The organism is uncultured Sutterella sp., assembly GCF_937923675.1.
GTDB lineage: Bacteria > Pseudomonadota > Gammaproteobacteria > Burkholderiales > Burkholderiaceae_F > Sutterella.
In genome coordinates this window covers 25,883-49,021 of the sequence record NZ_CALDXB010000036.1, presented here as the reverse complement: position 1 = coordinate 49,021, position 23,139 = coordinate 25,883, and the positions used below count along the sequence as shown (strand labels likewise).

Genomic DNA, 23,139 nt, shown 5'->3' with positions numbered 1-23,139 from the left:
GATAAAACTATACAGGGCTGAGCTTCAATAAATATTTGTAATCGTCAGCCCTGTCAAAAGCGAGAAGCCCCCTATTCGTGCCTGTTTTACGAATGGGAGTACCCTCTATGCACAGGCGGCCTGACCCCAAGCCGCCTATAGCACCATTTGTCAACTAAAGCATTGCTTTGTTAATAGTCTTTCGGGATCACGACCATCTTCCGGTTGATGTCGCTCACCTTCTGGGCGCCGGTAAGAACCATCGCCACGGCGAGCTCGCTTTTAATCCTGTTCGCGAAGAGCGCAACGCCGTCCACGAGACCGCCGTGCGCCGCACGGACGAAGTGGCGTCCGACGAGCGTGCACTGAGCGCCGAGCGCGAGATACTTCTCAACATCGGTGCCGCGGGCCACCGTGCCGTCCACCATGATGAAGCAGCGGCCGTTGACCTTGTCGGCAATTCTCGGGAGAACCGCAGCCGTCCCCGGGGTGTCGGCAAGGGTGCGGCCGCCGTGGTTGGAAACCACAATGCCGGCAGCGCCCGCCTGCACGCAGAGCTCGGCTTCGTCAGGCGTCATGATGCCCTTGAAGAGAAGCGGAAGCGGCGAAGCCTTGACGAGTTCCTTCAACTGTTCGAAGGTCTTCGGCTCAACGGTCTGACCCTTCGTCGCGCGGGCCGCGCGGCCGGCGCTGTCGAGGTCGATCGTAAGCGCAACGACGCCGGCCTGAGCGGCGAGCTTCATGCGCTCGATGATGTCCTTGTTGAGACGGGGCTTGAGGCCCACGAGGGCCTTGTAGCCAAGGGACTTCAGCGTCTGAAGGCGCTCTTCAAAGACGGGGAGCGGATCGCCGATGCCGTCCGCGACCGCGCCGAGCGTGCCCGCCTTCGTGCAGCCGCCGCAGATGGCGGTGACGAACTCCTGTTCCGTGAGCTTCCCGCCCATGTTGTAGGTCGTGCCGCCGGTAGGCGCAGCAACCGCAGGCATGGAAATCTTCGTGCCGAAGAAGTCGATCGACGTATCCGGAACATGCACGCCGTGGACGACGCGGCTGTTGAGCTGCACGGCGGCGAGCGAATCGTAGTTTGCCTGGAAGCCGCGGTTGGCTCCCATGCCGCCGAATCCGGGCACCTGTCCGATGCAGGGGCCGCGGCCGTTGCACTCCGGGCAGACGTAGCAGCGGGGCATCATCATTTCGCGAGCGCGGTTGCGAACCGCTTCATAGTCCATCTTGCCTTCGAGCGGACGAACCTTCGGCTTCTCAGCTTCAGCCGCAAAAACGGGAGCAGCAGCGCCTCCGAAGGCCGCGGCAGCGCCGAAAGCGGCGCCGCCCTTCAGAAAGCCGCGACGATCCATTAGGACTTGTTCAGACATAAGAATCTCCTGATTTCTCGAGGAACCTGAGCTTTGCTTGAAGTTTTGAATTGGGGTCGCCCAAGGTTCCTTCATCCTTTCGGACAAGGAAATTCTCCAACATATGAACTAGAAGTACTTATGTTCAGTCGTGCATATTTGAGCTTCATCACCCCGGCTGAAGAGGCTTACAGACTGCTGCGGGCAAACCCAAAGATATTGCAGAGCGCTTCACAGACGTCCGAAGCATGAAAAGGCTCGCCCCGGACATGCACCGGAACGAGCCTTTCATAAGCATCAGAGGGGAATCGCCGCAGACCCCAAGCCAAACCCAGGGCCAGGCCGTCTCACTCAATACCAGTCATGCTTCTCCGCACGATCGAGCTTCGCGATGCGGTTCATTTCCTCGACGCTCAGCTCAAAATCAAAAATCTCCGTGTTCTCGCGAATGTGCGCGGGGTTCGATGATCCCGGGATCACCACGACGCCGCGCTGCAGATCCCAACGGAGAATCACCTGCGCCGCAGACTTCCCATGCGCACGACCGATAGCGTTGAGGACCGGATCCGAGAGAAGCGCCTCCGTGTAGCCGCGGCCGCCCAACGGATACCAGGCCTGAACGGTGATCCCGAGCTTCTGAATGAAGGGAACAACGTCCTGCTCCTGGTAGTAGGGATGGATCTCGTTCTGAACGAGCGCAGGCTTGATGGAGACGCGCGGCAGAAAGTCCTTAAGCTCCTTCTCGTACCAGTTGGAGAGGCCGATCGCGCGGATGCGCCCCGCCTTCACGGCTTCTTCGAGCGCGTGATAGGCCTTCACGTCGTCCGACCCGGGATGGTGGAGCAGCACCATGTCGACCGTGCCGATGTTGAGACGCTCGAGCGACTCATCAATGGCGGCTTTCGGGTCCGAATACTGATCCGGATAGAGCTTCGTGATCACGAAGATCTCATTCCGCGGAATGCCGGAGCGGCGAACGGCTTCACCCACCTCGCGCTCATTGCCGTAGATGTGCGCAGTGTCGATGAGACGCACGCCGTTTTTGAGCGCCTCAAGGACCGACGAAACGCAACGGTCGCCGTGAAGGCTGTAGGTGCCGATGCCGTAGATCGGCATGTGAATCCCGTTCTGAAGTTCGACGGTGCGCGTTTTCATGTTGAAGCCTCCGGGATTGGTCGCATCCGATTTCGATGAGCTGTCGTCGGTCGGCGGCATCGCCTCCCGGGCAGACAGCATGGGAGCCATTGAACTGAGGGCGAGCGCAAGAAGCGCGCTGCGGCGCGAAATGAACATAAAGCCTCGCAGATAAACAAGTTCCAAAATGCCTGATCGCTTCAGGGCGCCCTGAAGACAATCCACTCTTTCAGCTCAATTTACGGGCAGCCGCCGCGCCAAATTTGAGTTTTCCTCCACAAAAACTGCCTAGAACTGCTTTTTAAAGAAAAGGCAAATGACTTTCTTCCTCCAATCAACAGCCGAAACGGATGCGCAGGCTCAGCGTCTCGCGGTCCTCCTTCACCACGTATCTTTCCCTCCCGGCGCTCCCCGCCGAACCTCTTTTTCTCCCGCCTTCGTGGTATCTCGGCCGTCAGCCGGCATCCGCTGAAAACACGTCTTCCCAAAGCTCCCGATATCCGGCAAAACCAGCTCTCACCGGGCTTTCTCTTTGTAAAGACGGGATCCCGGCACCCTCATTCAACGCAACTTACCCGTATGCGCATATCCCCAAAGAGGCATCTCGTTTTCGTTAATGATATTCATTTTCATTATCATTAGCACCAAGCCAAGTCCGCAGAACGTCATGCGCATATCGCGCGAGGGACTTGCGGGCTCGTCGAAAGAAAACGAAAGGAGAAAATCAAGATGGATCAGTTCCGCATCGAAAAGGACTCTATGGGCGAGGTCAAGGTTCCCAACGACAAGTACTGGGGCGCCCAGACCGAACGCAGCTATGAGAACTTCAAGATCGGCATTGAAAAGATGCCTGTGGAGATCGTCCGTGCCTTCGCGCTCCTGAAGGGCGCCTGCGCGCTTGCGAACCAGGAGTTCGGCAAGCTCGACGAGAAGCGCGCCGCCGCCATTGAAGAAGCCTGCGACGAAGCCCTTGAGGGCAAGCTCGACGGCAACTTCCCGCTCGCCGTCTGGCAGACGGGTTCGGGCACGCAGTCGAACATGAACATGAACGAAGTGTTTGCGAACCGCGCCATCGAAATCCTCGGCGGCAACTTCCGCGACAAGGCGAGCCTCTCGAAGGACCAGCTCGTTCACCCGAACGACCACGTCAACATGTCGCAGTCCTCGAACGACACGTTCCCGTCCGCGCTCTCCATCATGTCCGTCGTCGAAACGACGAACTACCTCCTCCCGCGCCTCGAAGGCCTTGAAAAGGCCCTCTACGCCAAGGCTGATGAATTCAAGGACCTGATCAAGTCGGGCCGCACGCACCTTCAGGATGCGACGCCGCTCACGCTCGGCCAGGAATTCTCGGGCTACGCCTCGATGCTTACGCACAGCCGTGAAGCCATCCTCGCTGCCCTTGAACCCTGCCGCGAACTCGCGATCGGCGGCACCGCCGTCGGCACGGGCATCAACTCGCCGGAAGGCTTCGGCGCCAAGGTTGCTGAAATCCTCACGAAGAAGACCGGCCTCAGGTTCAAGGATGCGCCCAACAAGTTCCATGCGCTCACGAGCCACGACGCCGTCTGCCTCCTTCAGGGCGCGCTCGCGGGTCTTGCCGCCGACCTCATGAAGATCGCGAACGACATCCGCTGGCTCGCCTCGGGCCCGCGCTGCGGTCTCGGCGAAATCAACATTCCGGCCAACGAACCGGGCTCCTCCATCATGCCGGGCAAGGTCAATCCCACCCAGTGCGAAGCCGTCACGATGGTTGCGGTTCAGGTGATGGGGAACGCCACCTGCATCAACTTCGCCGCGAGTCAGGGCAATTTTGAACTCAACGTCTTCAAGCCCGTCATCGCCTACAACCTGATCCAGTCGATCAAGAACCTCGCGGACGTCATGAAGTCCTTCGAGATCCACTGCGTCACGGGCATTACAGCCAACAAGGAGCGTCTGCACGACCTGATGGAGCGCTCCCTCATGCTCGTGACCGCCTTGTCTCCGCTCGTCGGCTACATGAACGCCGCGAAGATCGCCCACTACGCTCATGTCAACAACAAGAGCCTCAAGGAAGCTGCGCTCGAACTCCAGCTCTGCACTGCGGAACAGTTCGACCAGTACGTCGATCCCACGAAGATGATTCACCCGAATCCCGTGAAGAAGTGCTGCTGCGGCAAGTAATTCCTAGCCGGTTTTCGGCTTCATAAGCGCGGAAAGCAACAAGCGGGCGGCATCAGGCGCACCTCAGAGCGTCCGGTGCCGCCCGCTTTTCTTCGCTGCGAAAAGACATGAAGGCAAAAAAGCGCAATGGCCTCATGCCGCGGACATTCGTCGCCGCGACCTGAGGCCTTGTTTCTCTCAGCTCATCCTGGCGCGTCCCGCCGCCCAGGCGGGAATGAGCGCGCAGAGGCCCCCAAGCGCAAGGGTCAGCAGAAAAAGCCGGAGTTCATTCAGGGAAAGCGCCGGACTCATCGCGATCCCCGTCTGATGCGCGAGCCCCATCGCGCAGAGCTCGGCAATGCCCCACCCCAGAATCACACCCATGACGGCGCCCATGCCGACCACCGCCATAACGATGCACCAGAGAAGGAGCGCGACGTAGCGCTTCGGCGCCCCGAGAACGCGAAGCTGCAGGAGCGTCGGAAGCCTCAGCCGCCCGAGGAGGACGCCCGTGACGAGAGTTGCCGCGAGCGCGATCACGAGCGTGAGCCCCGTGATGAAGGAAAGCGCTTCAGACGCCCCGCCCATTGCGGCATAAAGCTCTACCAGCACCTCGCCCGAAAAGACGCCCATGAGGGGAACGGGATTCACGTCAGCCCCCAAAACCGTCATCTTTGAGAAGTCCTGCCGGAGCCGGTAGGCATCCGCCACGGTCACGGGCTTCACGACGATCGCGGACATCCCGGGGAACCTGGAAAGGTCCTCGGTCAGCCAGTGCTCGAGCGGTTCCGGCGTCCCGGCGGCATGCTGATCGTGCTCATCAGCCTCAGCATGGGCGGCATTCGCTTCATGACTGATCCCGTGAAGCGCCCAGACGCGCTCGATCGGCACCATCACGGCGCGGTCCCAGGGCGTGCCCGTGGGCGGCATCACGCCGACCACGCGGAATTTCTCCCCCTGATGCGCGTGCCCGGCGCCGTGGACTCTGCCGTGCACCGGGAGGAACTCATCCCCGAGTTTGAGGCCGCTTTCCGCACCTGCCACTGCTTCAAGGGGCGCCTCGAAAACGCGGCCCTCTGCCACATTTCTCGCCCCTCCCTGAAGCACCATGCTCTTCGTCGTGCCGACGATTGCGGCATTGCCGATGCGGTCTCCGAGCGCAATCGGCGCGTACCAGCGGACGCGCTTTGAATCCCTGAGCGTCCTGAGGGCCTCTGCGGGTACGAGGGACAACGGTTCATCACGAAGGTAAACGGTGCCGAGAAGAAGCGACACGGCGCTCCCCTTTGCACCCACGAGGAGGTCGAAGTCGTCCGCGGCCTGAGCCGACGAACTTCTGAGCATTCTCTCGGCAAGACCCGTTGATATGGCGATAGAAAGTGCAAGCGCGAGAACAAGCGCCATGCCCCCGAGAACACCGAGGGAGCGCTTCAGCTCGCTTTTGAGCAGCATCCAGACATGCATTCAGAGCTCCTTTCAATTCCCTTCAATGAGGCGGCCTTCGGCAATCACCACCTTCTGCGGAAAGTGCGCGAGGACCCGCGGATCATGCGAAACAAGGATCAGCGTGGCGCCGAGACGCTTAGCCGCGCCGATGAGCGCCATCGTCACTTCCTCCGCCCTCTTTCCGTCGAGACTCGCTGTTGGTTCGTCCGCAAGGATCACTTTCGGCGCGGCAAAAAGGACGCGCGCAAGCGCCGTTCTCTGCATTTCGCCTCGCGAGAGGTGCACCGCGCGGGTTCCGGAGCGCACGCCGTAGTGGTCGAGAAGCTCGCGTGCCCGCTTTCTGTCGTCTGCCGTCGGCCGCCGATAGAAAGTTGCCGGGAGAAGCACGTTCTCCTCGGCCGAAAGATCCTCGAAAAGCCTGAAGTCCTGAAAAAGAAAACCGCAGTTTTCTCCGCGCCAGCGGTCGCGCTCGCCCTCGGGCAATCGGGAAAGAGTCGTTTCACCCCAGCTCACGGCCCCTTCGGTAGGGATGAGGATCCCGGAGATGAGCTTCAGAAACGTGCTTTTCCCGGAGCCCGACTCGCCCCTGACGCCGAGAAGGCTCCCTTCGGGAAGCGCAAAGCGCGAGGAGGCGAAAATCGTGCGCAATTCGTCGCCGTCCGGCACCGTGAGGCGGAGGTTTTCGAGTTGAAGGTCAAAGGGCTTCATCAGATCACCTCGAAGCGGGCGTTGACGAGTCTCACGAGCGACACGAATCCCGTTTCCTCGTCCATGCGGCTTCCGAGCTCAAGCGTTCCCGTCACGGCAATGATGCGGTTCGCCTGCACGAAGTCCTGCTTTTCGGAAAGAAAGACCACGATGATGCTCTCCGGCCAGTCGGCGTCGGTGCTGCAGAAGGGGCAGAGACTCACGGGCTCCTTCGTGAGGACGAAGAATTTGGCGTCAGCCTTGAGGGGCGGCGCCATGAACCCCAGGATCGTCACTTTCTTCCCTGCGAGGCTTTTGAGCTTCTCGGAGAGCTTCAGACCCAGAACGGAATACCCCGCGTACATCTCGTCAAAGGTCAGGTTGGGCTTCGGTTCCGCCCGCGCCGGAAGACTGGTGAAGATGGGCGCAGCAACCCCTAAAAGCACGATGGAGAGGAGCTTTCTTCGAAACATGTGTTCCTCTTTTTTTGAACCTATGAAAACGGGACGGAGCGCGGCCGATGGAAATCTTCGGCTGCATTCCGTCCCGATGACGGGCATTTATCTGCCGGATCAGTGGCCGAGGGCCATGGCTTCAGCCATTACGCGGAAGATTTCCGTCGAGTTCATGAAGCCCTTGATCTCTTCAGAGCGCGGACCGCGGGCCGTGACCACGAGGTCGTCGACCGTGTGAACGCCCTGGGATTCATTTCTCGGAAGGTTCCCTTCAACGAAATGACCCCCCTCGACGTTCTTGTAGGTGTCGTCGGCCACGTATTCGCCCTTTTCGTTCTTGACGGCCGGATTGAAGGTCTTATCCGGATAGGGACGATAGGTTTCGTAGTAGTCGGGGTGAGCGCCGAAGAAGACGGCAAGGCGCTTCGAGGGGGCGAAGTTGTCGGGGAACCCGTCCTTGTCCTTATCCTCGTAGTTGGGGTAGCCCGCTTCGGCGTAGACGCCCACCTTCTCGCGCATGTCCTTGCCGGGCTTGTTGTCGTCAACCGTGCCCGCAACCGAGATCGAGTGCGTGTGGTCGCCCGTCACGATGAGGAGCGTGTCGGGGTGCTTGTCGACGTACTTCTGAGCGAGCTCGACCACCTTGTCGAAGGCAATGGTGTCGCCCACCGAGCGCGTCCAGTCGAGCGGGTGCGAGAATTTGTCGACGAGACCGGCTTCAAGCATCAGGAAGAATCCGTTCTTATTCTGCTCGAGCACCTTGACGGCGGCGTTGAAGGAGTCCGTGAGATCAGGCTGGTTCGGGAACTTCTTGACGGTATTGCCCTTCCACTGATGACGGTCGATCCAGCCGTCCATATTGCCCGTGTGAAAGAGGCCAAGGAGCTTCTGCGGGGCCTTCCCCTTCACGGCATCGTTAAGTTCCGTGCGGTCGGTGACGAACTGGTAGCCGTCATTCTTGAACATCTCAATGTAGTTGGTCTGGTCCTTTCGCTTCGAGCCCGGCACGCCCTGCGGGAGGAAGTAGGCCGAACCGCCGCCCAGAATCACGTCCGGACGGACATCCCAGAACATGCCGACGATGTCGGCCTTGTCGGCGCGGCGGCGGGTATGAGAGACGACGGAGGCCGGCGTTGCGTCCTCGATTTCAGCGTCCGAAACCACGCCGATCGCTTTGCCGGTCTTCCTGCGAAGGATTTCAGCAATCGTTTCCTGGCGGGGATCGTCCTGCGAGGCCTTCGTGCGGTCGGCATAGACGCCGAGCGCGTTGACGGACGACTTGTGGCCCGTCATGTAGGCCGAAGCCGTGTTGGCGGAGTCGGCCGCGATCGTATCGACCGAGCTCGTGCCGAGGAGCGCCATGTGCGGCATGTCGTCCATGGCGAGGGGCGCGTTGTACATGCCGTTCGTCACGCCCTTCGAAAGAATGCGGGCGGCGGTGCGGTGGCCGACGGAGAGGCCGTCGGCAAGGAGAATGATGACGTTCTTCGCCACGGCCTTCTTGGGCGTCGTGTAGATGTCCCAGTTCGCGCGCAGCTCGCCTTCAGGCGACTTCACGGTGACGGTGTACTTGCCGGGCTTCTTGATTTCCACATCGCGCAGGATGATGGCCGAACCCTTGGCGTCGATTTCCTCGGCAACGTAGATCTCGTCGCCCTTCAGAACCTTTTTGTAGTCCTGGCCGTTGATCTGAACCTGAATGTTCTTTCTGTCGACGACGGTATCGAGCTCGACCTTGAAGTCGAAGCGCGCGTTCGTCATGAAGCGCGCCTGGTCGACCGGATAGATCTGAGCGGCCTGAACGGCGCTCGCGGCAGAGAAGGAGAGAAGCACAGCAGCGGCTGCGGCGGAGAGGATGTGTTTATTCACGTCTGTTTCCTGAGATCGGACAATTTGATTGAAGGGAATCACCGCCCTGCGGCCGGGCACACCCGGACTTCCTGCGGGATCCTTCAAAAAAGTCTAGGAAGCAGATGCAACAAAGCTCTGACAGCAAAATGACGATTGGGCGACAAGGTGCAGCTTCTACTCGTCAGGCTTCATGAAATTGTCATTGAGTCCAGATGAAAACCACACCGAAATACCCTTTTAACTTATTGATATTCATATGGAAAATAAAGGTCAGCATGCTGAGGCTGACACTGGGCTTTAGCCATGGATCCACCCCCTTCTAGTCATCATTGGTTATGGTGCTCAGGCCCTATCCGGCCGAGGATTGAACTGTTTCCCGGACGAAGCATCGATTGATTCACGATGTCTTCGCATCCAGCCAATACTCGGAAATGCTGAAAGGAGCAATAGACTATGACTACCCGCAGAAACTTCCTTCGATATGGATTCATCAGCGCGGCCGCCGGGCTTGGCGCCGGTACTGCCGCATCAGTCTCCGCGTCGCCCGTAAAGGCGCCTGCCCAATATGACGAAACCTTCGACCTCGTCATCATCGGCGCTGGCGGCGCTGGCCTCTCGGCCGCCGCGCACGCCGGCGAGCTTGGTCTCTCAGCCGTCGTGCTCGAGAAGAACGGTCTCATCGCAGGTTCTTCCATGGTCTGCGACGGCAAGTATTCCGCTGCCGACACTGCCGATCAGCGCGCCGAAGGCATTCACGATTCAGAAGAGAAGTTCGTCGAGGACCTTCTGCGCGTCGGTCAGGGACAAAATAACCCGGATGTCGTCAAAAGCCTCGTCAAGGCGCTGAGCGTCGAATTCAAATGGCTCACGGACCGCGGCGTAAAGTCCTCCTACGTCGGCATCGCCACAGGCATGAGCGTGCCACGCGCTCATAACTTCAATCCTGCGGAGGTCCTTTCGCTTTACCAGAAGACGGCGCGGGAAAAGGGCATTGAAGTACGCTTCTCTACCGACGCGAAGCGTCTCCTCTGGGATTTTGAGAAAAACAGGATTTCCGGCGTTTCCGTCAGGACCAAGGCCGGAGAAAAGCGCATCGGCGCCAGATACGGCGTTCTGCTTGCCACCGGAGGATTCGCGCGCAATTCTGCTCTCTGCGCCAAGTACAACCCGGCCATCCGGAACGTTATGGCCATGAGCGGTGCGGGCACTGACGGCGACGGCATCCTGATGGCTCAGGCCTACGGCGCAGACTTTCTTAACCCGGACGTCATTAAGGCAACCTACGGCTTCACGCCCAGCGCCAAGTCCATCAAGGACAAGTCGCAGGTCTACTATGTCGGCGCAATCATCGTCAATAAGGACGGGAAGCGCTTCGTCAATGAATCCCTCTCCTACAAACTCCTCGGCGACGCCGCACTGAAGCAGCCCGAGGGCAAGAGCTTCCAGCTTTTCGACCACGCCATGATGAAGAAGTCCCTCGAAACCGACGCCCGAGAGCAGCGCTTCTGGGGCATGATTGACAAAGAGGGCAAAACGCCGTTCGGTTATGTTGGGAAGACCCTAGCTGATGTGGCGAAGCAGGCTGGGATCGACCCCGCCGTACTTGAAGCCACGGTCCGAGAATACAACGAACTTGCTCCTAAGGGCCTTGATCCGCTTGGCCGCAAGAGCCTCGGCTCCGGCTTCGGCACGCCCCTGCCGCTGACCGAAGGGCCCTTCATTCTCATGCCGACCACTGCGGTTCTGCTCTCTACCTACTGCGGTCTCAAGACCGACCCGCAGACTCGCGTGATCGACATCTTCAACGAACGCATCCCCGGCCTCTACGCTGCCGGCGAGGTCATGGGCGGCGTTCACGGCGCCGCCTACATGACCGGCACCGGCTTCGGCAAGGCGCTGGCCTTCGGCCGCCTCGCGGCAGAGGCGGCTGCTTCCGACAAGGGCAATTAAGGTTCCGAGCTCCTTCTGTACTTTGACTGATCCGCCAAGAAGGGATGGCTACTCCTAAAGCCATCTCTTCTTCCTTCAGGATTTGGATTCAGATGCCAGCCCCGCAAGCAGTTCAGCGATCTTAGCAGCATTGTGAATGCCAAGCTTTCGGTAAATCGAGGCTCGATGAACCTGCACGGTATTGATCGAAATACCTAGTGCCGCAGCAATCTGCTTGTTGAGAAGCCCTTCGGAAATAAGCCTTGCAGCTTCCTTTTCTCTCGGTGTCAGGGTATCCCAGTTGCTCTGTTTTGCGGCTGAAGCCAGTTTCTTCTCTTTTGCGCGGAGACTTCGCGAAACGGCGTCCTCCACCGCAGAGAGGAGCTTTTCTTCGGCTACAGGCTTCTCAAGAAAAGTTAGCGCTCCGGCGCTCATGGCTGAAACCGCCATTTCAATGCTTCCGAAAGCCGTGACGAAGATGATCGGCAAGTCTGCCTCGTCAAGCCTTCCGAGCTCCTGCTGCAAGGCGAGGCCGTTCATCCCTGTCATTTCGACGTCGAGAATCACGCATCCCGGCTTGCTCAAATCATCCTCAGCAAGAAATGCCTCGGCAGAAAAAAAGCAACGGACGTCCCAGCCCGCCCCTTCCATCAGGTAGCAAAAGCCTTCACACAGCTCTTCATCGTCGTCTACGATGCGCACCAATGCATTCTTTCGGCTGAGCACGAGAGGGTCATTCATCCTTTTTTTCCTTTTCCAAAGCAGGAAGAGTAATTGTGGCGCAGACCCCAACCGGCAAATTGGCCGTATAGACAAGAGACCCGCCGTAGGCTTCTGCGAGCCTTCTCACAATGATTATCCCCATACCGAGTCCTGAAAACTGCTCTCCTCCGGCAGAGGATCTGTTGACGAAGCGGGCATGAATCTTTTCATTGAGCAGGTCCGGGTCGCCTTTGCCGTTGTCGGAAACGTTTATCCGCAGTCCGCGTGAGGGAAGCTCAAGCGCGGATATCTGCACATCAACCTTGCCGCCCGTCTCTTTGCCCGCCGCTCGAACAGCATTTTTGACGAGATTGAGGATCATGAGCTTCAGTTCATAGGCTGAAGCCCTGTACTGCAGATTTCCATGAGCGGACCACGTTATCCGGAGCTCAGCCGGCAAAACCGTCTGCAGTTTGAACTGATTCATCGTCTCATCGAGAATGCGTCCGGCATCAAGAGATTCGCGCTCCCCCGACTTCAGTTCTCCTCGTACCGCATCGATGGCTGCTGCCGTATTATGAAGAATTGCGGCAATCCGCTTCAGCCCGTCGAGTGCGGAAGCAATGTCGGGCTGAGCACGTTCGAGGCGAAGCCGCACCCCATTGATGAAGTAGCTGATTGTGGAGATAGGCGCCTTCAGTTCATGAGCCAGAATCCCGCTCATATGATGGAAAATGACCTCTCTTTCCATCGCATCCGCCACCTCCCGGCTCTGCAGAGCCTGCTCCTGCATCTGACGCAGCTCGCGATAAGAAGCCTTTAGTTCATTCGTTCGCACCTCAACAAGATACCGGGTTCGGAAATAATGAAGCACAAAGCCCCCGGCGATCAGTAAAGACATGATGATCCAGAACCGAAATTCCTTCCATATGCGAGAGATCGTCCACTGATTGAGGTATGCATACGGACCGAGCTTCAGATCCTTAAGAAGCGCATCCACGCCGTAAAAGTCGGTTGCGACGCTCCAGCTGAAGCCGTTCGGCTTTGTCGGAGGCATGGAAAGAAGGGCCTGAAGCACTTCCTTAGCAGCAGTGCCTGCCGTCTCAGGCTGCGTCGAAATGGTGTAGGCGGCATAGAGCTCTGTAGAAACTTCGCAGCGTTCCGATGATCCGCTCCGAACTGCCATAGCCCGGAGCTTTTCTATGCCCGGATATCCTAGATCCCGATACTCTTCGAGCTGACAGCTTCTCAGAATCCCTACATCTGCCCTTCCGGAAAGAACATCCTCCAGGATGACGTCCATAGGCATGCGCCGTTCAATAATCTTTGAGAAGAAATGATGGGGATCGAAGCCGGCTAGGATGATCTCGCGGGCGGCCATCTGCCAGCCGACAAAGGAACTCTCCGGAAGAGCAGACACCTTCATGCCGCGCAGGGAATCAAGCGTTTGCAAATCCGTGCGGGTCTTCAGCACTACGAAGGTAGAGCCAAGGCTTCGATTCGCGTCTGGCTCCCGTTCGTACACGGAAGTTGCAAGATCCTTTAGGCCAAGGTCAATGTGCTCGCGGTAGAACCCGGAGGTTGTAAGAACGAAGTCAACCTGCCGCATGCGGATCGCTTCCGCAAGCTCTTCGACGGCGTAGCCTCTGAATTCGGCAGAGACAGAAAGCTGAGTCTTCAGCCACTTCTCTGTTTCTCTGAAAAGTTCGTTATGCACATTGGCTTCAGAAAGCGAGACGTAGCCAAAGACAATGTCTGCTGAGACGGTTTCGGAAGTGCTCTTGGCCGCAGAGGCTGAGGCGCTGTCAGTACCAGTCCAGAAGATCAACAGGCAAAGACAGCCGAGCAATGCGGATGCTTTTTTCATGAATTCTTGCGTGTAAACTAAAAAATCCTTAAATTTCATTGATATTTTTAGTTCAATAATACTATCTTCCACAAAACTTAATTATGGCGAGCGACCCCGATTTTGATAAAATTACTAATTATTTTGATAAATAACGAAGATAATGAGTGAGAAAGCACAGTACCGACCCGCCGCAGCCGAAGTACACCGGAACAATCCGCTGATAGAAGCGCTGCCGGTCTACATGGATCGGTCTCCGCGGGAGATCCTGAAGATGCTCTCCCTGGCGCCGCAGATGCCGCATGATCGAGGCGCCTCTCTGCCGAATGGATGAACAACCTCCTGCAGGCGTTTTTTGTGCCGACGAGTCGTCACTTTGCGCTCTTTGCAACGATCAACATGCTGATTCGTCAGGGCTACGTGCTTCGCAAGCCGATGACGCCGGAACGCGCGGAGTACCTGAAGGATCTCTACGCCCGGATGCAGGCGGGCGAAAAGGTGCTGGAAGCTACCTTTGAGGAAGAAGTGCATGAAGAGCTGACGGCGAGCCTGATCGGCGCCTCCGGTATGGGCAAGACCCGCACTGTGGAAAGGATTCTGAAGTGCTACCCGCAGCTCATCGAGCACGATCGCGAGCACTTGGGCGGGCGCGTCCTGCAGATTGTCTACCTCCATGTCGAATGCCCGCATGACGGCAGCGTCAATGCACTCTGCCGCAATCTCCTCAATGAAGTCGACCGTCTCACGGGGAACGACTACCGGCAGAAATTCCGCATAACGGACCGCACGACGCTCGAGACGCTGAAATCGACGCTTGCGAACGTGCTTGCCCTGCACTACGCGGGCATCATCGTTATCAACGAGATTCAGAATCTCACGTCGAGCCGCAGGAATCGGGAGATGCTCTTCAATTTCATCGTGAGCCTTACGAACTCCCTCAACGTGCCGCTACTATTCATAGGGACGCCGAAGATCTATGGGTTTGCGACGAGCAACATGCGCACGGCAAGGCGCTTCGGCACCAGAGGATTCATTTACTGGAAGCCTCTGGAGAAAGGTTCAAAGGAATGGAAGACCCTTACCGCGGAGCTTTGGAAGTGCAGCCTCCTGCAGGGAGATGCGGACGAAATGCCCGAAGAGATTGAAGAGAAGCTCTTTGAAAGGAGCTTCGGCATCGTGGAAGTCCTGCTGAAGCTCTTCATTCTGACCAAGAACCGGATTCTGATGCACTCTCCCCGAAAGAATGCCGGAACAGCCCGGAAAATGACGCCGGAAGCCATAGACTGCATCTTTGAAGCGTTCTTCAAGAACATGGAGCCGATCCTGACGAAGCTTCACAAAGGCGACATGGATGCCCTGCGCAAGCTTGAGGACTTCGCCATGCCGGAGAACCTCGAGGAACTCACGGCGCAGATGCGTGCTGAAATCGACCTGGAGCGTTAAGAAGACCTCGGCGAGGTTGAGCAGTGCTCTTTCGCGCGGCGCCCTTCATTCAATCAATTCGAACATTGAGATTGAAGGCGTACCGGTCGGAAGGCATGATCGAGAGCGTGATGAGGAGCGTTCTGTTGCGGTCGCTGATGTAGCGCCTCAGAATTCTGAGGGCAGGAACGCCGGGCTGAGCGTCGAGATTTCTTGCCGCCTCCTCTGAGAGCGCCGTCGCCTCGATGGTCTGGCGAACTTCCACGCAGCGGCGCCGATAGTGCGAGCAGATGAGATCAATCATCAGGCGGTCCGGGTTCTCCTGTGAAATGCGGACCAGCCTTCCCCACTCGGGCGGGATGTATTCCGTGGTCCAGGCAATCGACGGATCAGAAGGACGCGCGCCCTCGCGAACCATTGAAATCCGGATCATGGGCTCTCCCGCCGGGCAGTGAATCCGTTCAGAGAGCGTCTTGTCGACGACGATTTCCTTCACTTCGAGGAGCTTTCGCGGATTCCTGACTGCGAGCCGATCGAGGTCTGACATCGTGCTCAGCTGTTCGTCAATGCTGCTTACGCGCCCGCGGGAAACAACGCGCGTGCCGACATGGGGCGTGCGCTTGATGAGGCCGTGCTTTTCGAGCTTTTCGAGTGCGGACCGGATCGTCGCCCGGGAAACGCCCTCCGCCTTCGCAAGATCCACCTCGCGCGGCAGGAGTTCCCCAACGGGATATTTCCCGGTATTGATCTCGCGGACGATCTTCTGAGCAATTCGGTCGTAGAGGTTGTCGGCGGGCATGAGAAAGGCTCGGGGCAGAAAGCAGAACTAAACGGAACAAATCCGCCCGAGAAGCACTCCTCTTCCGGGCGGATTCATCTTAATGCAGCGTCAGTCGACGCTCAAAAGGCTGCTTCTTCTCAATAGAGACCGATCGCCTTCCACCAGAGCATGCCGACGGAGAAGACCACCGCCACGCAGAAGGTCACGATGAAGAAGTTGATCCTGTAGAAGCGCGGCCGCGTGAAGTAGCCCTGCCCGAAGTAGATCGGGCCGGGGCCGCCCGCGTACTCCGTAATCCCCCACATCGTGTTCGAGAAGATCGCGAAGCAGATCGCCACCATCATTGCCGGCGCGCCGGCTGCAATGCAGACCGAGGCAAACGGAACGTACATGGCGGCAACGTGCCCGGATGCCGTCGCAAAGACGTAGTGGAGATAGATGTAGCCGAGGCCGAGAATCAGGAAGGTCGTGATCCAGTCAAGGCCGGAGAGGGACGCTGCAAACCCGACGGTCATCCACTTGATGAAGCCGAGTTTCGTGAGGCCGGTGGCAAGCGAAATGATGGCGCCGAACCAGACCACGGTATCCCAGGCGGCCTTGTCCTTCAGAACCTCGCCCCAGGCAACGGCGCCGGTCACGAAGAGGAAGGCAACCAGACCCAGCCCAATCGCATTGGCGTTGAGCCCCGTAAGAAGACAGGTACCCCATCCGACGAGCGCCAGGAGGAACCCCACCGCCACCAGGATTTCCTGGCGCGTCATCGGGCCCATTTTGCGGAGCTCCTCCTTCCCCATAATCTTTGCTTCCGGAGTGCGCTTCAGTTCCGGATTCATGAACTTGTAGTTGAGGAACGGCATCGCGATGAAGCAGACCATGCAGGGTACGACGGCCGCATAGAACCAGCCGCCCCAGGTGAGGTGCACGCCCAGCGCATCAGCGGCGAGCTGCGCGCACAATGGGTTGGCGGCCATGCCGGTCATGAACATGGCGCCCGTGATCGGCGTGATCTGGAAGCACGTCATGATGAGGAAGTCGCCGATGCGCTTTCCCGTCGGGCCCGGCTGGGACCCAAGGACCTGATTGATCGATTTGGCGACCGGCAGGATGATGCCGCCCGAGCGCGCGGTCACGCTCGGCATGGCCGGAGCCATGATGAGGTCGGCGACGCCGAGGGAATAGGCAACGCCGAGGGACGAGCCGCCGAAGAGACTCAGCGTCTTGTAGGCGATGCGGCGCCCGAGGCCCGACTGAACGAAGCCGATGGAGAGAACGTAGGCCGAAAAGATCATCCAGACGGTTGCGGATGAAAAGCCTTTCAGCACGTCGCCAAGCGGCAGCGTCCCAGTAAAGTACGTGAGCGCGAGGGCCACGAACATGACGGCGCCCGACGGAATCGGGGACGAGAGAATGCCGGCAATCGTGGCGGCAAAGATGGCGAACATATGCCACGCTTCGGGCTTGAGGCCCTCCGGAGCGGGAGTAAGCCAAATAAGAGCAAGCACCAGAACCGGCGCCGCCCATCTGAGCATCTTTTCCTTCATGACAAAACCTCCAGGCTGCTGCTGGAATGCGAAAGCTGTTGGAACCCGGGAGCGAGCCGCTTGAATGAGCGGAGGGAGGATGAGTCGGGGAGCCCATCCTCCCTCAGACCGAAGCCGCTGTCTGGGGCCCCGGAAGCTCGATGCGAAGCGTTATTCGGCGTACTTCGCCGTCACGCGGTCCACGAATTCGGGAGCGAGACCGATGTAGGTATGGGGATTGAGCATGTGGTCGATTTCGTCTTCGGTGAAGGCATCGGCCACAGCGGGAGTCCTCATCAGGACGTCCTTCAGCGGGATTTCCTTTTCGTAGGCTTCCATGCAGCTCTTGTAGACGATGTCGTGCGCCGTCATGCGTCCGAGCTTTGCGGCGAGGTGCATCATCACGCACTCGGACATCATCAGACCCTTCTGGACGAAGAGATTGCGCTCCATGTGCTTCGGATAGACGATGAGGTGCTCGAGAATGTTCTTCGACTTGGCAAGCGCGCAGGCGAGCATCCCGCAGGTGCGCGGAATGGCTTCCCATTCGGAAATGAAGCAGCCCCAGTCGCGCTCGTTTTCGCTCACCATCGATTCGACGATGGTCGGAGCGGCGCTCCTCACATTTCGGCAGAGCGCAATGACGTTTTCGAGAACGGCGGGATTGCGCTTGTGCGGCATGGTGGAGGAGCCGACCTTGCCCATGAAGAAGGGTTCCTCAAGCTCGAGAAGTTCGGTGCGCTGGAGCGAGAAGATCTCATGCATGATGCGGCCGAGGGTGCCCGCACAGATGGCGAGCGTGCTCACGAATTCGGCCTGATTGTCCCGGGCGACGTGCCAGGCAATCGTCGGCACGCCGAGGCCGAGAATTTCCATCATGCGCTTTTGCGTCGCGAGGCCGTGCTCGGGCTGGGACGCGAGCGTGCCGACGGCACCCGCCATTTCTCCGACGAAAACGCGCTTCGCCATTTCCTCAAGCCGCTCGATGTCGCGACCGAGTTCATCCGCCCAGACGGCGGCCTTGTAGCCGAAGGTGATGGGAATGGCATGAACGACATGCGTGCGGCCGGCCATCACGGTGTGCTTGTGCGCTTCGGCAAGCTTCAGCGCATGCTGCTGGCAGAGCTTCATGTCGCGCAGAATGATCTGCCAGGCATTGCGCTGCATGAGAACAAGACCGGTGTCGTAGATGTCCTGGCTCGTCGCGCCCCAGTGCACGAATTCGCCGGCGCGATCCGGGAGCACGGCCTTGAAGGCCTTGAGGAGCGGCACGATCGTGATCGAGCTCTTGATGTACTCGCCGATCAGGGGAATGTCGAGGAGCTCCGCGCGGGCATATTCGTTAATGATGTCGGCTTTCTCCTTCGGGATCACGCCGAGTTCGCCCTGCGCCTTCGCGAGCGCGGCTTCCGTATCAAGCCAGGCCTGGGCCCAGGCCTTGTCGGAGAACACCGCGCGCATCTCGTCCGTGCTGAACATCGAGCCGAAGATCTGGCTGTCGAGTACCGTGGATTCCATTTTTTGCTCCCTTTGCAGAATGTGGTCTTTTGGTCTGAATGGGAACCGGAGAACGTGGTCGAAGCAGCTGATCCTTTCCTCGTGCATGCTCGTTTCGCCGACGGCAGCTGCCCGCTCTCCGATTGCCTGGAACCCATTTTTCGGGAAACGATTCGAACGCGTCGATCAGGAGCCTTTTGTTTTGACGGATCTCACGATGGAACCGACGATGCTTCAGGATTGTTTCTATAAATATCAATGCAATAGCAATATGTCCGGTTATGACATGCAGACTTTAAATACGGACTTATTGCGGCATCCCCTATTTTGCAGTCATCAACAGGATGCGCCGCATCTGAAAAATATGGATAAGTACGGAACTTATTGACTTTATGTATGGTCAATGCGCTTCCCTGATCAGACATCCATTGCCATGCCTCACAAGCGTCGGCCCGGGAAGATTGATACATCCTCCCGGGCCGTGTGCTGAGCCTGGTTTCGCTTCAGAAAAGATCAATGCGATTCAGCGTAGGCGGCGGCATTTTGACCGGCAATGCGGCCGAAAGTCACAATGTCGGCAACGGCGTTCCCGCCGATGCGGTTTCCGCCGTGCACGCCGCCCGTCACTTCGCCGGCAGCGAAGAGACCAGGGATGCTCTTTCCGTCCTTCGACTGAACTTCAGTCTTCGGGTTGATCGTCACGCCGCCCATCGTGTGGTGGATGCCGGGCGTCACTTTCGCGGCATAGAACGGCGCCTTGTCGAGCGGGATCACCATCTCGGGGCGTCCGAAAGCCGTGTCCTTCCCCGTCTTGTATGCGTTCCAGTAGTCCTTGAAGGTCGCCTCAAGGTTCGCGACCGGGACGTTGATCTTTTTCGCAAGATCGGCAACAGAATCAGCCTTCACGGAATAGCCGTGCTCGAAGTAGCCGCGCGAAAGCTTGTTCGAATCAAAGATGGACTGATCGTAGATCAGATAAACCTGCTGACCCGGCTGCTTCAATTCGTTCTGAGAAACGACGTCGCGCGTCAGCAGCTCGTTCGTGAAGCGCTTGCCCTCCTGATTGACGAGAATCGCCCCGCGGGCGCGCATCGACTCGGAGATGAGATGGCCGTCGCGCTTGATGACGGTCGGATGAATCTGAATCTGATCAATATCCGTAAAGGCCGCGCCCGCCTTTTCCGCAAGCTTCAGGCCTTCGCCCTGAGCGCCCGGCTGATTCGTGGTTGAAAAGCCTTTGAGCTCAGGACGATAGTGCGCGACGAGGTCGAGGTTGGCACCGAAGCCGCCCGTAGCGAGAATGACGGCCTTCGCATCAATTGTTTCCTCGCCCTTGGGCGTCTTCACCTTGACGCCCGCAACCTTGCCGTCCTTCATGACGATGTCGACGACCTGGTTGTTCTTGCGGATGTCAATCTTGTCGGCATTGGCCTTCTTGAGGAGCACGCGAAGAACTTCAGGGCCGACAGCGGAGCCGTCGCAGGGACCATGACCGCGGGCGATGGACTGTCCGCCGCCGCGCCCCTTTCTGAAGCAGAAGTTGGCGCCGAGGTCCACGAGCCATTCTTCGGAGTAGCGGGCGTTTTCGGTGAGCGTCTTAAGGAGAGCGGGATTGTTGAGGTTGTGCCCGCCCTTCATCGTGTCGTCGTAGAAAATCTTCGGACTGTCGTTCGTAACGCCTGCCGCAAGCTGCTGCTTGGTGCCTGCAGCGTTCATCCCGCCCGAAGCGAAGTTGGTGTTGCCGCCGAGGTAGGGCATTTTCTCGAGCACGACGACGCTCGCGCCGTTTTCCTTGGCGAGGATTGCGGACGAAAGGCCCGCGCCGCCCGAACCGACAACGACGACATCAAAGCCTTCGGCCATGACCGCAGCGGCGGCCGCCATCAGGACGGCGCCGGTGAGCAGTTTGAATTTCATTGATTTCCCCTTTTTTGAGTTCAGAACCTCTTCAACAAGAAGTCCTTTGCTGATTTTCGGCTCTATCAAGCTCCCTCGTCCATTAGGAAATGTTCAGGATGCCTGTCCAACCTCAATGACGAACGCCGTCCCACAGCTCCCTTCATCGGTTCACAACAGAACGAATGCGCGAAGATGCGGCAACGAGGAAATTCATCCCTGACGCTCAACGCCGTACTTCTTCTCGAGCTCCCGGTACTTATCGAGCCCGATGAAGCGGTTGAATTCATTGAAGGGCATGAGGTCGCCGAGGAAGCTATCGCTCGTGCCTTCCCTCGCAAGCGTCGAGAAATTGTCGAAGAGCGTCTTCGTCACCATGTAGAGCGACGCGCAGGACCAGAAAACCCCGGCGTAGCCCATCGCCTGAAGCTCGTGCGCTGGGATGATCGGAGTCTTTCCGCCTTCGATCATGTTGGCGAATAGATGGACGCCCGTTCCTTCAAACTCCCGGGCAATGCGCTCGACCTCGCCGCGGTCCCTCAGCGCCTCGATGAAGAGCGCCTCCGCTCCGGCCTCGGCATAGAGATGCCCGCGCCGGACGGCGTCCTCGAGGCCGTTCACGGCTCTCGCGTCCGTTCTCGCCATGATGAGCGTGTCGCTATCGATCCTCGCGTCGCAGGCGGCGCGGATCTTTTCGGCATGTTCCTCTGCAGGAATCACGGCCTTTCCTTCCATGTGCCCGCAGCGCTTGGGCCAGACCTGGTCCTCAAAGAAGATGCAGGCGGCTCCGGCCTTCTCGTATTCCTGTTCGGTCCGGATGACGTTGAGGGCGTTCCCGTAGCCGGTGTCGCCGTCGCCGATTACAGGGATGTCCGTCGCATCGCAGATCTGCTTCAGGGCTTCCGTCATTTCAGAAAGCGAGAGAAGCCCGACATCGGGTTCGCCGAGGCGCGAGGCGGAAATCGCGTAGCCGCCCATCGCGAGACAGGGAAGTCCTGCGGCCTGAGCCACCTTAGCCGAAAGCGCATCGTAGATGCCGGGCGCGATCATGAAGCGCCCGGTGCGCAGATTCTCGCGGAAAGCCTTCCGCTTCTCATTGGCTGTTTTCATGCTGCTTCCTCCTTTTCGGCAGCGAGACGGGCAAAGACGCGCGACGCGCGCTCCCAGTTGAAGACGCCGCAGCGGCAGCTTGCCGCCACCTTTCTCGCGGCGCTCTCCGGATCCAGATTTCCGCACTCGATATCGCGCACGAGCTTCTGAATCAGCGCGAACGAAATCATGTTGTACCCGCACACGGAGGCGATTTCGAGCACGGGCTCCTCAGGCAACCGTTCGGTTTTCCCGAAGAGGCCGAGCGAAATGTTGACGGTGTGGGGCTTCAATCCTGTATTGCAGCAGGCCTTCGAAACCTGATCGAAAAGCCCCGACACCACGATGGAAAGCCCGAGATCCTCGCGCTTCAGATCCGAGAGAACCTCCGTCACGTCGTCGATCGAGCGGAAGACCGCATGCGAGACGGTGTTGTCCTTTGTCTTCGCGGCGATTTGAGCGAGCTCGCCCGTAAAGGCATTCCCCGCAACGTTCCCGTAATTCACCGGGTTGTGCGAAGCGAAGATTTCGAGCGCCCGCGCGAGTGCGGGGGCTGCGCCCTCCCTGTTCACGCCCCGGGCGGCCATGGCGAGAATCACGTAGTCTTTTTTGAGTTCATCGAGTGAACCCCGGCGATGCAGCGTATGCGTCATTCGAGAGCCTCCTGGAAGGGTCGTCCGAGACCGACATTGGTTTTGCCGTTGGGTCGATGCCGGACCTCGTTGTCGCGAAGAATCTGAAAGAGCCGCGCCTCTGATTCATCGGGTCGAAGGGGTGCGGCGAGCCCCACCGAGAACACCGTATCCACTTCCCCGGCGGCGGCTTTGAGCACCGCCGCGAGCGCGGGGACGCGGCTCTCCTCAATGTCAAACTCAATCAGGGCGGAAAGCACGCGTTCGCCGAGAACCTCTGGCCTCAGGGTTCCCTGCGACTCATCGGTCATGAGGGACGTCACGGGATTCTCCTTCTGGAACCGCACGCCGAAGGCGGCGAGCGCTTGGGCGATTACTTCAACATCCCGGAGCGACGCGCTCACGCCCGGGCGGCCGAGCTCGACCGATACATTCACGCGGCCGAGCCTGAGTCGTCCCGTCACGTCGTTGGTCTTCATCTCTTCCGTGCCGCGCCCGAGAACGCCCGTCGACTTGTGCGGGCTCGTCACATCGGAAAACTGGGAACGAAGGCTCCTCGGATAGACGAGATCCTGAGCTTCAATCGCATTGACGGGACAGACGTTCGAACGGAGGCACGTGCCGCATTCGACGCACTTCTCCTCGTTGATGACGGAGCGCCAGCCGTCGGAAGCTGCGCCGATCGCGTTCACCGGGCAGTACGGCCGGCACTGACGGCAGCCGACGCATTTTTCAGTGATGATCATTCTGGGGTCCTTGATTTTTTGGGTATTGAC

General features: G+C 58.8%; 18 protein-coding genes. 3 read left to right on the top strand and 15 right to left on the bottom strand.

Annotated features, from left to right (window positions below; all coding sequences use genetic code 11):
- Positions 1-170: 170 nt before the first annotated feature.
- Together Q0106_RS04955 and Q0106_RS04950 are read right to left on the bottom strand one after the other, a co-directional pair.
- Positions 171-1,352, bottom strand: coding sequence for an alpha-hydroxy-acid oxidizing protein (locus Q0106_RS04955; RefSeq protein ID WP_297609696.1), 1,182 nt, complete (start codon positions 1,350-1,352; stop codon positions 171-173).
- A gap of 330 nt (positions 1,353-1,682) precedes the next feature.
- Positions 1,683-2,624, bottom strand: coding sequence for an aldo/keto reductase (locus Q0106_RS04950; protein ID WP_297609693.1), 942 nt, complete (start codon positions 2,622-2,624; stop codon positions 1,683-1,685).
- A gap of 570 nt (positions 2,625-3,194) precedes the next feature.
- Between Q0106_RS04950 and fumC the strand changes: the two genes are divergently transcribed.
- Complete coding sequence (gene fumC, locus Q0106_RS04945) at positions 3,195-4,631, top strand: class II fumarate hydratase (protein WP_297609690.1); 1,437 nt, start codon at positions 3,195-3,197, stop codon at positions 4,629-4,631.
- A gap of 177 nt (positions 4,632-4,808) precedes the next feature.
- Here the strand turns inward: fumC and Q0106_RS04940 are convergent, their stop codons facing one another.
- The 4 genes from Q0106_RS04940 to Q0106_RS04925 all read right to left on the bottom strand — a co-directional run bounded on the left by Q0106_RS04940 (position 4,809) and on the right by Q0106_RS04925 (position 9,067).
- Entirely contained in the window at positions 4,809-6,074 is a 1,266-nt protein-coding gene (locus Q0106_RS04940; RefSeq protein ID WP_297609687.1) for an ABC transporter permease, read from the bottom strand.
- 12 nt (positions 6,075-6,086) lie between these two features.
- Positions 6,087-6,764, bottom strand: a complete 678-nt coding sequence (locus Q0106_RS04935) for an ATP-binding cassette domain-containing protein (RefSeq protein WP_297609684.1) — start codon at positions 6,762-6,764, stop codon at positions 6,087-6,089.
- Positions 6,764-7,216: a hypothetical protein gene (locus tag Q0106_RS04930; protein ID WP_297609681.1), complete on the bottom strand. Its 453-nt coding sequence runs from the start codon at positions 7,214-7,216 to the stop codon at positions 6,764-6,766. The genes Q0106_RS04935 and Q0106_RS04930 overlap by 1 nt, the downstream gene beginning before the upstream one ends.
- A 99-nt stretch (positions 7,217-7,315) precedes the next feature.
- Positions 7,316-9,067, bottom strand: a complete 1,752-nt coding sequence (locus Q0106_RS04925; RefSeq protein WP_297609678.1) for an alkaline phosphatase — start codon at positions 9,065-9,067, stop codon at positions 7,316-7,318.
- 435 nt (positions 9,068-9,502) lie between these two features.
- Here Q0106_RS04925 and Q0106_RS04920 point away from each other — a divergent pair, with 435 nt between their 5' ends.
- The gene (locus Q0106_RS04920) at positions 9,503-10,999 is read left to right on the top strand and encodes a flavocytochrome c (RefSeq protein WP_297609675.1); all 1,497 of its coding nucleotides are present in this window, start codon (positions 9,503-9,505) and stop codon (positions 10,997-10,999) included.
- A gap of 75 nt (positions 11,000-11,074) precedes the next feature.
- On the opposite strand, the gene Q0106_RS04915 is transcribed toward Q0106_RS04920, so the two are convergent.
- Positions 11,075-11,719: a response regulator gene (locus tag Q0106_RS04915; protein ID WP_297609671.1), complete on the bottom strand. Its 645-nt coding sequence runs from the start codon at positions 11,717-11,719 to the stop codon at positions 11,075-11,077.
- On the bottom strand, positions 11,712-13,619 hold the full coding sequence (locus Q0106_RS04910) for a sensor histidine kinase (protein ID WP_297609668.1): 1,908 nt from the start codon (positions 13,617-13,619) through the stop codon (positions 11,712-11,714). Before Q0106_RS04910 ends, Q0106_RS04915 begins: the two co-directional genes overlap by 8 nt.
- Before the next feature lie 264 nt (positions 13,620-13,883).
- On the opposite strand from Q0106_RS04910, the gene Q0106_RS04905 reads away from it, so the two are divergent.
- The gene (locus Q0106_RS04905) at positions 13,884-14,969 is read left to right on the top strand and encodes an ATP-binding protein (RefSeq protein ID WP_297609665.1); all 1,086 of its coding nucleotides are present in this window, start codon (positions 13,884-13,886) and stop codon (positions 14,967-14,969) included.
- A 49-nt stretch (positions 14,970-15,018) separates the two neighbouring features.
- On the opposite strand, the gene Q0106_RS04900 is transcribed toward Q0106_RS04905, so the two are convergent.
- From Q0106_RS04900 to Q0106_RS04870, 7 genes are all read right to left on the bottom strand, one after another.
- Positions 15,019-15,747 (bottom strand): GntR family transcriptional regulator, encoded by a 729-nt coding sequence (locus Q0106_RS04900; protein ID WP_297609662.1) that lies wholly within the window; start codon positions 15,745-15,747, stop codon positions 15,019-15,021.
- Positions 15,748-15,866: 119 nt separating this feature from the next.
- Positions 15,867-17,270 carry a DASS family sodium-coupled anion symporter gene (locus Q0106_RS04895; RefSeq protein ID WP_297609659.1) on the bottom strand — a complete coding sequence of 468 codons (1,404 nt, stop codon included), beginning with the start codon at positions 17,268-17,270 and terminating at the stop codon, positions 15,867-15,869.
- A gap of 150 nt (positions 17,271-17,420) precedes the next feature.
- Complete coding sequence (purB, locus tag Q0106_RS04890) at positions 17,421-18,767, bottom strand: adenylosuccinate lyase (RefSeq protein WP_297609656.1); 1,347 nt, start codon at positions 18,765-18,767, stop codon at positions 17,421-17,423.
- A gap of 492 nt (positions 18,768-19,259) precedes the next feature.
- Positions 19,260-20,663, bottom strand: a complete 1,404-nt coding sequence (locus Q0106_RS04885) for a flavocytochrome c (protein ID WP_297609653.1) — start codon at positions 20,661-20,663, stop codon at positions 19,260-19,262.
- Positions 20,664-20,855: 192 nt separating this feature from the next.
- Positions 20,856-21,752, bottom strand: coding sequence for an isocitrate lyase/PEP mutase family protein (locus Q0106_RS04880; RefSeq protein ID WP_297609650.1), 897 nt, complete (start codon positions 21,750-21,752; stop codon positions 20,856-20,858).
- Positions 21,749-22,384 carry a hypothetical protein gene (locus Q0106_RS04875; RefSeq protein ID WP_297609647.1) on the bottom strand — a complete coding sequence of 212 codons (636 nt, stop codon included), beginning with the start codon at positions 22,382-22,384 and terminating at the stop codon, positions 21,749-21,751. Before Q0106_RS04875 ends, Q0106_RS04880 begins: the two co-directional genes overlap by 4 nt.
- Positions 22,381-23,109 carry a 4Fe-4S binding protein gene (locus Q0106_RS04870; RefSeq protein ID WP_297609644.1) on the bottom strand — a complete coding sequence of 243 codons (729 nt, stop codon included), beginning with the start codon at positions 23,107-23,109 and terminating at the stop codon, positions 22,381-22,383. The genes Q0106_RS04875 and Q0106_RS04870 overlap by 4 nt, the downstream gene beginning before the upstream one ends.
- Positions 23,110-23,139: the final 30 nt, after the last annotated feature.